The 14,869-nt window shown below is 71.4% G+C and carries 15 protein-coding genes; all 15 read right to left on the bottom strand.

What is annotated here, in order from left to right:
* Positions 1-38: 38 nt before the first annotated feature.
* Positions 39-434, bottom strand: coding sequence for an STAS domain-containing protein (locus ABZ267_RS28955; protein ID WP_356752582.1), 396 nt, complete (start codon positions 432-434; stop codon positions 39-41).
* The gene (locus tag ABZ267_RS28960) at positions 431-1,522 is read right to left on the bottom strand and encodes a cobalamin-dependent protein (protein WP_356752583.1); all 1,092 of its coding nucleotides are present in this window, start codon (positions 1,520-1,522) and stop codon (positions 431-433) included. The genes ABZ267_RS28955 and ABZ267_RS28960 overlap by 4 nt, the downstream gene beginning before the upstream one ends.
* Positions 1,519-3,183 (bottom strand): PP2C family protein-serine/threonine phosphatase, encoded by a 1,665-nt coding sequence (locus ABZ267_RS28965; RefSeq protein WP_356752585.1) that lies wholly within the window; start codon positions 3,181-3,183, stop codon positions 1,519-1,521. The genes ABZ267_RS28960 and ABZ267_RS28965 overlap by 4 nt, the downstream gene beginning before the upstream one ends.
* Positions 3,184-3,364: 181 nt before the next feature.
* Positions 3,365-4,624: a lytic transglycosylase domain-containing protein gene (locus ABZ267_RS28970; RefSeq protein ID WP_356752587.1), complete on the bottom strand. Its 1,260-nt coding sequence runs from the start codon at positions 4,622-4,624 to the stop codon at positions 3,365-3,367.
* Between the two features lie 37 nt (positions 4,625-4,661).
* On the bottom strand, positions 4,662-5,408 hold the full coding sequence (locus tag ABZ267_RS28975; protein ID WP_356363523.1) for a hypothetical protein: 747 nt from the start codon (positions 5,406-5,408) through the stop codon (positions 4,662-4,664).
* Positions 5,409-5,464: 56 nt separating this feature from the next.
* Complete coding sequence (locus ABZ267_RS28980; protein WP_356752589.1) at positions 5,465-5,995, bottom strand: hypothetical protein; 531 nt, start codon at positions 5,993-5,995, stop codon at positions 5,465-5,467.
* A 20-nt stretch (positions 5,996-6,015) separates the two neighbouring features.
* Positions 6,016-6,609 (bottom strand): hypothetical protein, encoded by a 594-nt coding sequence (locus tag ABZ267_RS28985; RefSeq protein WP_356752591.1) that lies wholly within the window; start codon positions 6,607-6,609, stop codon positions 6,016-6,018.
* Positions 6,606-7,127 carry a hypothetical protein gene (locus ABZ267_RS28990; RefSeq protein ID WP_356752593.1) on the bottom strand — a complete coding sequence of 174 codons (522 nt, stop codon included), beginning with the start codon at positions 7,125-7,127 and terminating at the stop codon, positions 6,606-6,608. The genes ABZ267_RS28985 and ABZ267_RS28990 overlap by 4 nt, the downstream gene beginning before the upstream one ends.
* On the bottom strand, positions 7,124-8,395 hold the full coding sequence (locus ABZ267_RS28995) for an MlaD family protein (RefSeq protein WP_356752595.1): 1,272 nt from the start codon (positions 8,393-8,395) through the stop codon (positions 7,124-7,126). Before ABZ267_RS28995 ends, ABZ267_RS28990 begins: the two co-directional genes overlap by 4 nt.
* Positions 8,392-9,615, bottom strand: coding sequence for an MCE family protein (locus ABZ267_RS29000; protein WP_356752596.1), 1,224 nt, complete (start codon positions 9,613-9,615; stop codon positions 8,392-8,394). Before ABZ267_RS29000 ends, ABZ267_RS28995 begins: the two co-directional genes overlap by 4 nt.
* On the bottom strand, positions 9,612-10,739 hold the full coding sequence (locus ABZ267_RS29005; RefSeq protein ID WP_356752598.1) for an MCE family protein: 1,128 nt from the start codon (positions 10,737-10,739) through the stop codon (positions 9,612-9,614). The genes ABZ267_RS29000 and ABZ267_RS29005 overlap by 4 nt, the downstream gene beginning before the upstream one ends.
* A 1-nt stretch (position 10,740) precedes the next feature.
* Positions 10,741-11,757, bottom strand: coding sequence for an MCE family protein (locus ABZ267_RS29010; RefSeq protein ID WP_356752600.1), 1,017 nt, complete (start codon positions 11,755-11,757; stop codon positions 10,741-10,743).
* Positions 11,754-12,785 carry an MCE family protein gene (locus tag ABZ267_RS29015; protein ID WP_356752602.1) on the bottom strand — a complete coding sequence of 344 codons (1,032 nt, stop codon included), beginning with the start codon at positions 12,783-12,785 and terminating at the stop codon, positions 11,754-11,756. The genes ABZ267_RS29010 and ABZ267_RS29015 overlap by 4 nt, the downstream gene beginning before the upstream one ends.
* On the bottom strand, positions 12,782-14,065 hold the full coding sequence (locus ABZ267_RS29020; protein WP_356752604.1) for an MCE family protein: 1,284 nt from the start codon (positions 14,063-14,065) through the stop codon (positions 12,782-12,784). The genes ABZ267_RS29015 and ABZ267_RS29020 overlap by 4 nt, the downstream gene beginning before the upstream one ends.
* A complete protein-coding gene (locus ABZ267_RS29025; protein ID WP_109162633.1) occupies positions 14,065-14,868 on the bottom strand; it encodes an ABC transporter permease in 804 nt (267 codons plus the stop codon). The genes ABZ267_RS29020 and ABZ267_RS29025 overlap by 1 nt, the downstream gene beginning before the upstream one ends.
* Between the last annotated feature and the right edge of the window lies 1 nt (position 14,869).

The following is a 14,869-nucleotide window of genomic DNA, read 5'->3' on the forward strand; positions in this document are numbered from 1 at the left end:
CGCCGCAGCCGCCCGGCTCGGTGCCTGGCGGCTGCGGCTCAGGACAAGGGTGACGGGCGCTGCTCGGTGGACGGCGTCGCCTCGCCGACGTTCCGCCGGTCCTCCTGCGAGGCGAAGAGGTGCTGGATTCCGGTGATCCGCATGATCCGGTCCAGGAACGGCGGCGCGTCCTGCACATGCAGGTACACGCCTTGGGCCGCCGCGTCCCGGTGGACCTGGAGCAGCGCGGAGACGCCCATGGAGTCGCACAGCCTCAGCTCCGCGCAGCTCAGGTACAGGTCGCTCAACTCCGGCCGGACGGCCAGCCAGTCCCCCGCACGCACCACCAGCTCATGGCTCGTGTCGTAGTCCAGGTCCCCGGTGAGGCGCAGCCGGACCCAGCCCCTGCCCTCCTCGGCGGTGACGGTGAAGTACGGCGTGGGCAGGGCGGTCATGCGGAGGCTCCGGGTGGCTGGTCGGTGGTGGGCACGGCCTCGTCCAGGTGGAAGCACGCGCGGGCGAGCATGCGGGTGGCACGCGGGAAGTCCTTGAGCTCGGTGCCCAGGGCGTCCAGCGCGGGGCGCAGGGACCGGGCGGGCACGTTGCGGGCCGTCAGGACGGTGGCGGTCCACCGGATGAAGTCGGTGAAGAGGTCGTCGCTGTCGGTGTAAAGGGCGACGCCGAGGAACTCCACGATGTGGGCGATGTCCTCGGCGGTGCGCTCGCGCTGCGGGCCGGAGTACTCCGCCATCGCCGGAACGTTCTTCTCCAGGTACGCCAGCACCACCCGGACGAGCCGGGCTCTGGCCCGTACGACCAGGGTGTACTCCTGGTCGGTGAGGTGCGCCAGATCGTCGGTCTCACGCCGGCCCACCGCCGGGTCGGGGGCCGGGATGCCGTCGGCCAGCCGCCGGGCCGCGGCGCGCGCGTCGGGCGCCCAGGCGTCGGCGCCGAGCAGCCGGGCGTAGCGGCCGTCCGGGCCGAACGCCGCGCCGCCCGCCAGCACCGGCACGCCGACCGCCTGGCACGCGGTGATCGCGGTGTGTGCGGTGGGCAGCCGGGTGGCGAGGGACGAGGAGAGGGCCACCGCGTCCGCGCCGGTGTTGTGCAGATGGGTCACGAGGTGCGGGGTGGGCACCTGCGCGCCGAGGAAGTCGACCCGCCAGCCGCGCAGGGTGAGAACCTCGGCGAGCAGCCGGGCGGGCAGGCTGTGCCACTCCCGGTCCACGCAGGCGACGGTGATGCGGCCGCCGTAAGGGGCGGGCCGGTGAGCTGGGTGGTGCGCGAGCGCGGCGATCACGCGCTCGGCGATCGCGGTGGCCGCGTGCTCCTGGGCGACGGTCAGCCGGTCGGCCTGCCAGGCGTTGCCGACCCGGGCCTGGACCGGGGCGATCACGTCGAGCAGGACGGACTCGGCGGATGTCCCGGCGTCCAGGGCCCGCAGCACGATGTCCGCGGCCCGGTACTCGTCCCGGCCGGTCACCGCGGTCCACAGGTCGGCGCGCAGCGTGTCGAGACCGGGGGCGTCGACGGTGGTGGTCATGAGGTGTACCTGCCCCGTGTGTGGCCGTCCACCGCACTGAGATGGGTGGTCCGCGGTGCGGTGACGGCGACCACCGCCTGATCGTCGTGGCCGCCGTCGCCCAGCCACTGCGAGGTGAGCATCCGGATGTGCTCCACCATCGCCTCGCCGGGCATGCCACCGCACTCGGCCAGCGCCCGCTTCAGCCGTTGCTCGCCGAAGAGCTCATCGCCGAACGGGCCGCCGCGCGCCTCGGTGACGCCGTCGGTGTAGAGCAGGCACGTGTCGCCGGGGAGCAGAGCGGTCTCGACGGTCCGGGCCGTCACGTGGTCCAGGGCTCCGACCAGGCTGCCGTGGGTGGGGACCTCCTCGACGCGGCCGTCGTCGCGCACGACCAGGGGCGCCGGGTGGCCGGCCGAGGTGAGGCGCAGGCGCACCTGGTTCTCCGCGCGCTGGACGGATGCCAGGACCAGCGTGGCGAACCGGGTGTTGTCGGCGTTCAGCAGTGCTCCGTTGAGGAGTTGCAGCACCCGCTCGTGGTCATCGGCCATCGGCATCAGGGCCTGGAGCGTGTTGCGGATCTTGCCGGTGAGGACCGCGGCCTCCAGACCCTTGCCGCAGACGTCGCCGAGCACCACCAGGGACGGGTCGGAGGGCGTGGGGCCGGGGTGGACGTCGTAGAAGTCGCCGCCGACCCGCTCGTGCGAGCTGGACGGACGGTAGCCGCCGGCGAACTCGACGCCGTGCACCCGGTGGAGACGCGGTGGCAGCAGATCGCGCATCAGCGTCCGGGTGATGCTGTGCTGTTCGGCGTAGAGGCGGGCCGCGGACAGAGCGGCTCCGGCACGGGCCGCGAACAGCCGGGCGAACGTCTCCTCGGTCTCGCTGAACCCGCTGCGGGTGTCCGCGCGGAGCAGGATCAGCGCACCGGCAGGCACGCCGTGGCCGGGCAGCGGGGTCACGACGACCGAACCGACCGTCGTACCGAAGCCCTCGGGCATGAGCCAGTCGGGCAGTGACGTCGGGTCGATCCACCGCGACGGGACGGGCGGGAAGCCCCTCAGCGCCTCGGCGAGACCCGGTACGTCGGAGGGATCGGCCGCGATCAAGTCCTGCTTGGCGTCCTGGCCCTGCACGGCGCGGGTCACCGGCAGTCGGCGGCCCGCCGCCGGCGCCACCACGACGGCCGCGTCGGCCAGAAAGCCGGCGGCCAGCCGGGCGGTGGCGGCCATGCACCGCTCGGAGTTGAGCGAGGACAGCAGCACGTTGGACGCCTCGGCGAGGAACCTGGTGCGTTCGCGTTCGGCGGTCAGCGCCTCCTCGGCGGCGTACCGGGCCGTCTGGTCGACCAGCCACCACACCACCTCGCCGTCGCCGCGCCGGGTCGGATGGGCCTCGAAGCGCCGGCCCGCGAACTCGCCCTCGACGGCGGATCGCCGCGAACCGCCTTGGTGCACGGCGTCCTCGGCCACCGAGGCGGAGGCCCGGGCCAGCCACGAGAGGCCGTCCGGCAGCGGAGCGTCCTGCCCGACACCCGGGAGCAGGCCCGTGTCGCCTTCGATCCGTAGGGCCGTTCCGGCGCGGCCGACGACGACGATCACGGCGTGCGGCGGCCGGCCCCAGTCGGCCGGAGTGAATCGCTCCTTCGTGGGCGTGGCGGTCTCTACCTTGGGTGAAGCCATGAGCGGGGACCCGCCTGCGGCGAGTCGCACCACCTTCCGGTCGGAACGAACTGTTTCCTTCGGGCAAACATCTCGGAGGGCGGCCGAAATATCAACCCGATCCCGCGGGCGTCCACCATGCGGGTCACCTGTGGCACAGGATGATCACGTCACTCTTTCGAGGTCTTCACACATTTTCGGCTCAGGTGGCGGAGGGATCGGGGGTTCTGGGGTCGGGGATTTCCGGGTCGGGGGTGGCGGGGTCGGTGGTGGCGGTGGGGACTGCGTCGGTGGGGGTGGGGGTGGGATCGGTCGGGTCTGGGTCGGTGGGGTCGGGGCTGGGGCCGGGATCGGTGGGGGTCGGGCCGGGGTCCGTGGGGCCGGGGGTGGGATCCGTGGGGCTCGGTGTCGGGGCCGGGTCCGTCGGGGTCGGGGTGCCGGGGTCGGAGGGGGTCGGGGCAGGGGTACCGGGTTGTGTGGGGCCGGGTGTGGGCTTGGGGCTCGGCGGGCGCGTGGGCTGCGGGCCGATGACGATGCCGCCGCCTCCCTTGCCGGGCTCCTCGGACGTGCCGGAGCCGACCGGCGCCGTGGGACGGTTCACGCCACCCGGCCCGGGACCGATAGGAAGAACGCCTTGCCCGTCGGCGACCGGATGGGTGCCCTGGCGGTAGAACTCCAGCCAGGACAGCACCGTACGGAGATAGGCGCCGGAGCGGTTGTAGCTGAGGATCGCCCGGTCCAGGTCGGCCCGGACGGTCAGCTCGCGGCCGCCGGCACAGAGGTAGTGCCCGGCGGCGAGAGCGGCGTCGTAGATGTTGTTCGGGTCCTTGCGGCCGTCACCGTTGCCGTCCTTGGCCCAGTTGACCCAGGTGGACGGGATGAACTGCATCGGCCCGACGGCCCGGTCGTACGTCAGGTCGCCGTCGTACACCCCGTTGTCCGTGTCCCGGATCAGCGCGAACCCCACGCCGTCGAGCGCGGGTCCCAGGATCGGCGTGAAGGTCGTCCCGCGCGCGTCGACCCGGCCGCCCGCCGCCTGTCCGGACTCCACCTTGCCGATCGCCGCCAGCAGTTGCCAGGGAAGCCGACAGCCGGGGTCGCCGCGGCGTAAGGACCGCTCGGCGTTCCGGTACGCGGTGAGCACGGTCGCCGGGATACCTGCCTGCGACCGGGGCCTGGCGACCAGCGGAAGCGATGGTTCCGTCCCGGCCCGTGGTGGCTTCAGCGGTGCGGGCGGCCGCGGGCTCTCCAGCGGTGGCAGCTCGGTGTGGTACGCGTCGTCGCCCTCCACCTCGCTCCACACCACGTCGTCCGTGCCGGACGCGGTCCGCCCGTCGCGGGTCGCCGCTACCGTGTCCGCGTCGCCGAAACCGGGCGCCTGGGACGCGGTGAGCGCGGCCATCGCGGCGACCGCCGTGACCGTACCGGTGAGCTGGCGGCGCACCGTACCGTTGAACCTCATAGCTGGTCCCTTCTCCCGGCTGCCCGGGCCTGGCGGTTCAGCGGGTGAACGTGTCGATGGCGGCGATCCGCCAAGTGTCCCCGCGCCGGACGGCGTCCACGGCGAACATGGCGGCCGCGTAGGTGGTCTCCTCGTCCTCGCCGGTACGGGTGTTGCTCTGGTCGGCGAAGATCAGCAGCCGGGCGCGGTCGCCGTCCAGATACTCGACCCCGCTCGCGGTGACGGTCGTGGTGAGGACGAGCTTCTGCCGCGGCGCCTGCTCCCGTACCTCCGCGAGCATGTCCTGGTGCTGCTGCACGGCCCTGCCGGTCAGGTACGTCCTCGCCGCGCGGTCCGAGCGGGCGGGCGAGGCGTAGTCGTACGAGAACACGGCACCGACCGCCTCGCCGATCCGGCCCTTCACCTCGCTGGTGCGGGCGATGTCGGTGAGCGCGGTGTTCTGCCGGGCGGGCTCGTCACGCAGACTCGCGGCCGAGACGAACGCCCAGGCGGCGAAGGCTCCGAGGAGGACGGTGAGGGCGCAGAGGAGCGCGGGGAGCTGCGGGCGGTGACGGAACCGTCGCCGGGAGGTGGTTGCCGCCTTGGGCTCCGGCTCGGACTCGATGGCCTCCTTCGGCTCGCGCTCGGCTTTGGTCACGGCCTGCGGCTCGCGCTCCGCCTCCGCTGCGGCCTCCGTCTCCACGTCCGTGACGGGCTTGGAGAGAAGCTCGGTCGACGGGCTCGGGCGGGATGGCGAAGTGGCCAGTCTGCGGCGGCGGTTGACCAGGTGGCGGGTCGTCGACATGTCGGAGGTTCCTCTCGGATGCGGGGCGGCGGGGCCGGCGCGGGTACGGGCGGGGTTCAGCCCGCCGTGGAGCCGACGGGTGCCTGGCCGAGCGCGCTGAGCTTCCAGCCCACGGAGGTCCGGGTGAGGGTGCCGAGCATCCGGCTCTCCTTCACCGCCGGGTCGCCCTTGGGCGCGGTGACGGTGACGCGGAGCGCCACCATGACCCCGGCCCGGCCCGCCCGTTCGTCGAGTTCGGTCACTGCTCCGGAGAGGACCTTCGCCGTACTGACCGTCTTCGCCGCCACGATCTGCTTCGCGAACGCGTCGCGTCCGTCCACGAGTTGGCGGTGCAGATCGCCGGTGGTCGACTCCTCCCAGCTGTCCAGCCCCTTCTCCAGCGTGCGGTGGTCCAGGGTGTTCATGTTCTGCACCGCCTGCTCACCGGCCGCCAGCGCCGCGTCGCGTGCCTGCGCGTAGGAGGCCGCGTCGTCGTGGGCGGCGTCGTAGCGCTGCCAGCCGCCGAAGCCCGCCGCGCCAACCGCCACGACCGCGAGCGCCGTCGCCGCGATGACCAGAGGGTTTCTCGTCGTCCCTGCCCGTGCCATGTGGTGCCTCTCCCCTGCCGTCATATGGAGCTGATCTCGACGATCCGCCAGCGCTCGTCCCGCAGTTCGGCGGTGACGGAGAGCTGGGCGGAGGCGGTGGTGGCGGGCCGGCCCCGGCGTTCGTAGACCTGGTCGAGGAAGACCAGGAGGTGGGCGCCGGTGCCGGTCAGCCGGGTCACTCCGGCCCGTACGACGTGGGTGGTGAGCGTCAGCTGCTGGTCGGCGGCCTGCTTCTCGACCTGGCCGAACAGGGCCGCGTACTGCTGGAGCGCCTTGCCTGCCAGGACCTCCTGCGCCGCTTCCTTGGTGAGGCCGGTGGCGTCGGGGCCGTACGAGAAGATCCTGGCGAGCGCGTTGCTGACGTCGCCGGTGACCCGGGTGGTGGCCTCGGCGTCGGTGAGGGCGAGGTTGGTGGTGGCCGGAGTGTCGCGCAGCTCGCGCCCTTCGGCGAACAGGAGCCCGCCGGTCACGAGCAGGGCGAGCGTCAGGATGGCGCCGAGGACGCGAGGCCACCGGGAGCGGCGACCGGGCTCAGCGGTGGTGTCCGGTTCGACGGCGCCGAGGTGTTCCTCGTCCTCAACGGCCTTGCTCAGCACCACTGTTCGTTGGCTCATCCGCCGTCTCCCGCCGCCATCGCCGTGAGCGCCTTCACTTTCCAGCCGTCACCGGTCCGGGCGAGCGTGGCGGTGAAGCGCTTGCGCTGGGTACCTGGAGCGCCGGTGCGCGGAGTGACCGCGACGTCCACGGTGGCGATCAGCTCCGCCGTGCCGGTGCGGTCGTCCAAGGCGGTGAGCGCCGCCGAGGTCACCTTGGAGTCGGCGGTGTCGCCCGCTGTCGTGAGCGTCCTCGCGTCGGCGGCCGAGGTCCGCTTCAGCTGGTCGTGGAGCGGTCCCGTGGAGGCCTGGCGCCAGGCCCGCAGGCCGGTGGAGACACTGGTGGCGTCCTTGCCGTCCAGGCTGTTCAGCGTGGCGAGATGCCGCTTGCCCTGGGCCAGTGCCGTATCGCGGGCCTTGGCATGGGCGAGGGTGCGGTCGCCGCGCGCCTGGGCGTACGACCAGGTGCCGAGTCCGCAGACGAGCGCGGCGGCCAGCAGGACGGCCCAGCCGCCGAGGTGCCGGGTACGGAGCCTCATGAGCCGCCTCCCAGACCGAGCAGTCCGGCCATGCCGGTGGCGGGCGGTGCGGTGCCGGGCTCGGTGCCGAGCGCTCCGGGCAGCCGGTCCTTCGCGGCCGCCGCGTTGTCGCCGCTGCGCAGCAGCATCGAGCCGGGCTGGGCGGGCTCCGGGACCGGGCCGCCCTTCGGGGCGTTGGCGCTGCCTCGGACGTTGATGCCGGTGCCGGGTGAAGAGGCGCACCGGGCACTGGAGTTGAGGGCGGGCGCGGGTGAGGTGTCGAGGCCGTTGCGGTAGGTCGTCCCGCCGTAGCCGGCGGTGCAGGGCAGCGGCTCGAAGAAGGTGACCGACATACCGAACCGGGCCCCGTCCTCGTCGACCGCGCTCGATCCGGCCGCCACCACCGCCGGAAGTTTCACCAGCAGTTCCTCCAGGCCTCGTTGACGGGTCACGGCGACCTCCGACGTGGTGAGCAGGTTGGCGACGACGACACCGAAGGCCGGGTCGAGGTCGCGCAGCAGGCCACTGATCTGTACGGCGGCGTCCGGCGTGGTCGCGATCAGCCGCCGCAAGTCGCCGTCGGAGCTTTTGAGTTCCGCCGCCAGCTCTTGGGCTCCGGAGGCGAACCCCTTGAGCGCCGCGCCCTGTTCGGCCTGCGTGCGCAGCACGGTCTCGCCGTCGGCCATCAGCCGGGTGGTCGTCGGCAGCGCCCGGTCGGCCGCGGTGATGAACTCGCTTCCGCTGTCCAGCAGCACCTGGAGGTCGTCGCCGCGCCCTTCGAAGGCGGTGCCGAACTCCTCGACGACCGTACGCAGATGCTCCAGGTCGACCGAGCTCGCGAAGTCGTTGACGCTGGTGAGGACCTCGGTGGGCGGTGCCGGGAGCGTGGTGTCGGCCGCCTCGATCACCGAGCCGTTGCCCAGGTACGGGCCGACGGAGCGGGTCGGGCGCAGGTCGACGTACTGCTCGCCGACCGCTGAGAGGTTGGCGACGACGGCCTTCAGACCGTCCGGGATGGGCGGAGCGTCCTTCTCGATCCGCAGCTCGGCCTCCACACCGTCCTCGGTCAGCTCGATGGGACCGACCCGGCCCACCGAGACGCCTCGGTAGGTGACGTTGGAGTGGGTGTAGAGGCCGCCGGTCTGCGGGAGTTGGACCGTGACGGTGTAGTAGCTGCGCAGTCCGACGTAGTGGCCGAGACCGGCGTACCGGACGCCGAGGTAGCCCAGGACGAGCACGGCGATGAGAAGGAAGGCGATGTTCTTGAGCCGGATGGCGGGAGTGATCACCGGGTGCTCCCTTGCTCGGGCTGCGAGGTCCCTGACACGGCCGGCAGCGGGAGCGGCAGCGCACTGCGGGCCGCCGCCGCATCCTCCGTACCGTCTCCGCCGTCTCCGCCGTCTCCGCCAGGCGGCTCGTGCGGCGGCGGAGGCAGCGTCGGGTCGTCCGGCGTGAGGGCCGGGATGATCCGCGTACCGGGTGCGGCCGTGACGTCCAGGTAGACGTTCAGATAGTCGCCCTTCACGCCGCGCAACACCTCGTCCGTGAACGGGTAGGTCAGCGAGGCCTGGAGCGCGTCGGGCAGGTCCTGGCCGGAGTCGGCGAGCGCCTTCAGGGTCGGGGCCAGTGCCTTCAGGTCGGCGATCATGTCTGCCTTGCTCCGGTTGACCGTGTCGACGGCCACCGTGGAGAGCGTGTCGAGCGACCGCAGCATGGTCAGCAGCGAGCCGCGCTGTTTCTCCAGGACCTTCAGTCCGGGACTGAGGCCGGTGAGGACCGTTCCGACGTCCTGTTCACGGGTGGCGAGCGTGGCGGCGAGCCGGTTGACGCCGTCCAGGGCCCGCGTGATGTCGGCCTTGTTGCTGTCCAGGTTGGTGACGAGGGTGTCGACCCGGTTCAGCATCGAGCGGATCTGCGGCTCCTGGCCGGTGAGCGCTTTGTTCAGCTCGGTGGTGATGGTCTTGAGCTGGTTGATCCCGCCGCCGTTGAGGAGCAGCGAGAGGGCGCCGAAGACCTCCTCGACCTCCGGGTTGCGGTTGGTGCGCGTGAGCGGGATGCGGCCGGTCTCCGCCAGCGAGCCGCGTGCGGTGCCTTCGGCGGGCGGCGTGAGCTGGATGAACTTCTCGCCGAGGAGGCTGGACTGTTCGAGGCGCGCGTAGGCGTTGGCCGGAAGCTCGATGTCTCCGTTGAGCCGCATGGTGACCTTGGCGCTCCAGCCGTCGGCGGCGAGGTCGATCCTGGTGACGCGTCCGACGGACACGTCGTTGACCTTGACCGAGGACTGCGGTGCCAGGCTGAGGACGTCGCCGAACTCGGCGGTGATCTCGTACGGGCGCTCACCGAGGTCGGCGCCGCCGGGCAGCGGGATCTGCTCGATGCCGGTGAAGACCGGGCCTTCGGTACGGACCACGACCAGGGCGATCAGCGCGCCGGTGGCCAGCAGGGCCACGGCACCGGTCGCCGCCCGGACTGCCGTGCGCGCGCCGGTGGTGCGCGGAGAGCCGCTCATCGTTCCGCTCCCTTCTTGTCGTCCGGCTTCCGCTTCTCCGGCGTCCCGAAGACCGTCCCGACCTCCGGCAGCGGCAGCACCGGCAGCGCCTTCCGGCGGTTCGCGTCGACGGGTGCGAGCCCTGGCGGCGGACCGGAGGCCGCGTCCGGACCGACGAGCGGGCCGCCCATGGAGAGCTCGTTGAGGTTGGCCCGGCCGTTCAGGGTCCGGTTGGCCGGGTCGTACGCGCCCAGGACGTTGCCCGCCGCCAGCGGCAGTGTGTCCATCGCCTCGGCCAGCGAGGCACGTTGGTCGACCAGCGCCTGGGTGATCGGCACCAGCGCGTCGACGTTCTTCTTCAGCGCGCCCCGGTTCTCGGCGATGAACGTCTTCACCTGGCCGAGCGCCGCGCCCAGCTCCCTGAGCGCCGCGCTGAGGTTCTTCTTGTCGTCCGCGAGGAACGAGGTGACCGAGTTCAGCTGCTGCTCGGCGGTGCGGACCTCGCTGTCGTTCTCCTTGAGCATGGTGGTGAAGGACTGGAGGTAGGCGAGCGTGTCGAAGAGGTCGCCGCTGCTCCTGTCCAGGGTCTTGGCGGCCTTGCCGAACTGCTCGACGGAGTCTCCGATGGCCTTGCCGTTGCCGTCCAGGTTCTTCGCGCCGGTCTCCAACAGCCGGGCCAGCGCACCGTCGGCGTTGGCGCCGTTCGGGCCGAGCGCCGTGGTGATCTCGGTGATGGAGGCGTACAGCTGGTCGACCTCGACCGGCGTGGCGTTGCGGGCGGCGGGCAGGCTGGCGCCGTCCGAGAGGAGCGGTCCGCCGTCGTAGGCCGGAGCGAGCTGGACGTACCGGTCGGCGACGAGGCTCGGAGCGACGACGACCGCGTGGGCGTCCTTCGGCACCTTGACGTCCTGGTCCAGCCGGAGGACGACCTTCACCTGCCGGCCTTCGGGCGTGACGGACTCGACCGTGCCGACCCGGACGCCGAGGATGCGCAGGTCGGACCCGGCGTAGACGCCTGTCGCCTGCTCGAAGTAGGCGGTGACGGTGGTCCGGCGGTCCTGTTCCAGAGCGCTGACGCCGGTGGTGGCGGCCACGGCGACGACCGCTAGTCCGGCGCCGATGCCGATGATGCGTGTACGTCTCATGTCAGCGGCCGCCTTGCTTCGGTGGCATGCACCCGGTCGTCGGTGGCGTACCGGCGGGCAGGTAGTTCTGAGGCACGACCCCGCAGGCGTACGTGTCGAACCAGCGGCCGTTGCCGAGCGTGTTGCCGACGAGCCGGCTGTACGAGCCGGTCATGGCCAGCACCTTGTCCAGGCTCTTGCGGTTCTTCGCGAGGACGGCGGTGACCCGGCCGAGCGAGGCCAGCGTCGGCCCGAGCTGCTGGTCGTTCTCCTCGACGAGCCCGGTGAGCTGGACGCCGAGGCTGCGGGTGCCGGTGAGCAGCAGGTGGATGGCGTCGCGGCGGGCCTGGAGCTCGCCGAGCAGCAGATTGCCGTCCTCCAGGAGGGTCTCGAAGCTGCTCTTCTTGCCGGCGAGGGTCTTCGTGAGGCGCTTGCTGCCTTGGAGCAGCGTGGCGAGCTGCGCGTCGCGCTGGGAGACCGTACGGGAGAGGGCGGAGAGCCCTTCCGCCGCGCTGCGGACGTGCGGCGGGGAGTCCTTGAACGTGGCGGAGATCGTCTCGAAGCTCTTGGCCAGCTGCTCGGTGTCGATCTCCTCGATGGTCTCGCCGAGCCCGTTGAACGCCTGCGTGACGTCGTACGGAGAGGTCGTGCGGCTCGCGGTGATGCGGGAGCCGGGGTCCTGCGGGGCGTTGCCGAGCGGGTCGACGGCGAGGTACTTCTCGCCGAGCAGGGTCTTGACGGCGATGCCCACGGTGGAGGCGTTGCCGATCCAGGCGTCCTCGACGGTGAAGTCGACCTTCACGCGGGGCCCGTCGAGCGAGACGCCGGTGACCTCGCCGACCTTGACTCCGGCGATCCGCACCTCGTCGCCGTCGGAGAGACCGGCGGATTCGCTGAAGTCGGCGCTGTACGAGGTTCCGCCGCCGATGAAGGGCAGGGAGTCGGCGCGCCAGGCGGCGAGGGCCAGGAGCGTGAGGACGAGGAGTCCGACGGTGGCGACGGCGACCGGGTTGCGTTCCCGGATCGGGGTGAGGGTCATGCCAGGCACCTCGGCTGGGTGATGGCGATGCCGGTGGGCGGCGCGGAGCCGTCGTCGGTGGCCACCCCGCCGACCTTGGCCTCGCAGAGGTAGAGGTTGAGCCAGGAGCCGTAGGAGGTGAGGCGGCTGATCGCCTCCATCTTGGCCGGGGTCTTGTCGAGGAAGTTCTCGATCTGCGGCCTACCCTTGTCCAACTGGCCGCTGAGGCGCCCGAGTTGGCGGATGTTCTCCTTGAGCGGCGTGCGGCCGTCCTGGAAGAGGTCCGCGGTGACGGTGGTCAGAGCGCCCATGGCGGTGACCGCCTCACCGAGTGGTTTGCGGTCGCCGGAGAAGCCGGAGACGAGCTTCTCCAGCGTGACGACGAGGTCGTCGAATCCGGCCTCCCGGTCGTTGACCGTCTTCAGGACCGTGTTGAGGTTCTTGATCACCTCGCCGATCACCTTGTCCTTGGCGGCGACGGTGCTGGTGAGCGAGCCGACGTGGCGCAGGATGGAGTCGACGGTGCCGCCTTCGCCTTGGAGGACCTGGACGATGGAGCCGGCGAGCTGGTTGACGTCAGGCGGTGAGAGGCCTTCGAAGAGGGGCTGGAAGCCGTTGAAGAGCTGGGTGAGGTCGAGAGCCGGGGTGGTGCGGTCGAGCGGGATGGTGGCCCCGGCCGCGAAGGTCCGGCCGACCGGCCCGGCACCACGGTCCAGGTCGACATAGCGCTGGCCGACCATGTTCAGGTACTTGATGGAGGCCGTCACAGAGGCGGGCAGCGTACGCCCTTTCCGTACGCCGAAGGTGACCTCGGCGACCCTGCGGTCGGCGACGCGCACGGACTCGACCTGGCCGACCTTCACGCCGGCGATGCGGACGCTGTCGCCGGGTATGAGACCGGTGGCGTCCGTGAACCGCGCCTTGTACGTGATGGTGTCGCCGACGCCCGTGTTGGCGATGGAGAGCCCGAGGACGGTGGTGGCGAGGACGGTCACCAGGACGAAGACGAGGGACTTGGCGAGCGGTCCCGCGAGGGAGCGGCGTTTCACTTGAGCTTCACCTCCGCACCGCGGAAGGCCGGACCGATGAGCACGCTGCTCCAGTCGGGCAGGGTCTGCGGCTGGACTTTCAGTGACGGGGCGACCAACTCGTTGACGAGCTGGGACTCCTGGGGCGAGTTGGGCAGGCCGAGCGCGGTGTCCTGGGCGGCCGGTGGCGGAGCGGTGACGTCGGTGGCCCGGCGGTTGTCGGCGGTCGGGGCGCCGCCCTTGCCGACGTACGGCACCGAGTAACAGCGCGGGCCGCCGGTGGAGTTGTAGACCGGAGAGTCCTTGCCGGGGACGTACTTGCCTTGCGACGGAACGGACTTCACCGTCACATGCAGGCCGGGCTCGTTCGTTCCTTTGCCGAGCGCCTTGTCCATGGCGGGCACGAAGCCGGCGACCGTGCGGAGCGTGCACGGGAACGCGTCGGCGTACTCGGCGAGGAGTTCGAGCGTGGGACGGCCGGAGGAGGAGAGCCGGATGAGGTTCTCCTTGTTCTCCCGGAGGAAGGAGGTGACGTCCCGCGCGGAGGCGGTGGTGGTGCCGTACAACGCGGCGAGCCGCGCCTCCTGTTCGGCGATGGTGCCGCTCGTGGTGGTGGCGTCGGTGAGGGCGTCGAGGATGTCCGGTGAGGCGTCCGCGTAGAGCGTGCTGACCTTGACGAGCTGCTTGATGTCCTCGTTGAGCGTGGGGAGTTGCGGGTTGAACTTCTTCAGGTGGGCGTCCAGCGTGGTCAGCGTCTCGCCGAGCTGGTCGCCGCGGCCTTCGAGCGCCTGCGAGACGGCGCTGAGCGTGGCGGAGAGCTTCTCGGGCTTCACGGCCGTCAGCAGCGGCAGCACGTTGTTCAGCACCTCCTCCAGCTCGATGGCGTTGCTGGAGCGGTCCTGCGGGATCACCGCGCCGGCGCTCAGCGTGCGCGCGGAAGAAACGCGCGGCGGGACCAGGGCGACGAAACGCTGGCCGAAGAGGGTGGTGGGCAGCATCTGCGCGGTGACGTCGGCGGGGATCCGGTCCAGCTGGTCCGGGTCGATGGCGAGGGTGAGGCGGGCGCCGCCGGCGTCGGTGGCGATGGACCTGACCTGGCCGATGACGACTCCGCGCAGCTTCACGTCGGCGTTCTCGTGCATCTCGTTGCCGACCGGACCGGTCCGTACGGTGACCGTGGCGTCGTCGGTGAACTCCTTGTCGTACACCGCGACCGAGACCCACACCAGGACGGCGGGGACCAGGAGGAAGGCGACTCCGGCGACTCTGCGGCGGACGGTTCGCGTGGCACGTGGACTCATCAGCCGGCCACCTTCACCGTCGTCGTGGCGCCCCAGATGGCGAGCGAGAGGAAGAAGTCGGTGACGCTGATGAGCACGATCGCGTTCCGCACCGACCGGCCCACGGCCACGCCCACTCCGGCGGGGCCGCCGGTGGCGTGGAAGCCGTAGTAGCAGTGGGCGAGGATCACCAGCACGCTGAAGATCAGCACCTTGAGCACCGACAGCAGCACGTCGTCCGGCGAGAGGAAGAGGTTGAAGTAGTGGTCGTAGGTTCCTGCCGACTGGCCGTTGAAGAGGATGGTGATGTAGCGGGAGGCGAGGTACGAGGAGAGCAGGCCGATCGCGTACAGCGGGATGATCGCGACGACGCCGGCGATGATCCGCGTGGTGACGAGGTACGGCATCGACCGCACGCCCATCGCCTCCAGCGCGTCGACCTCCTCGTTGATCCGCATCGCGCCGAGCTGCGCGGTGAAGCCGGCGCCGACGGTGGCGGAGAGAGCGAGACCGGCGACCAGAGGCGCGATCTCGCGGGTGTTGAAGTAGGCGGAGATGAAGCCGGTGAAGGCCGAGGTGCCGATCTGGTCGAGCGCCGCGTATCCCTGGAGGCCGACGACCGTGCCGGTGAAGAGGGTCATCGCGACCATCACGCCGATGGTGCCGCCGATGACGCCGAGACCGCCGCTGCCGAAGGCGACCTCGGCCAGCAGCCGCTGCACCTCCTTGAGGTAGCGGCGCAGGGTGCGCGGGATCCAGACCAGGGCCTTCACGTAGAAGGTGAGTTGGTCGCCGGAACGGTCGAGCCAGCTGAGCATCGCCATC

It is taken from the genome of Streptomyces sp. NPDC006174 (assembly GCF_040614075.1).
Classification (GTDB): domain Bacteria; phylum Actinomycetota; class Actinomycetes; order Streptomycetales; family Streptomycetaceae; genus Streptomyces.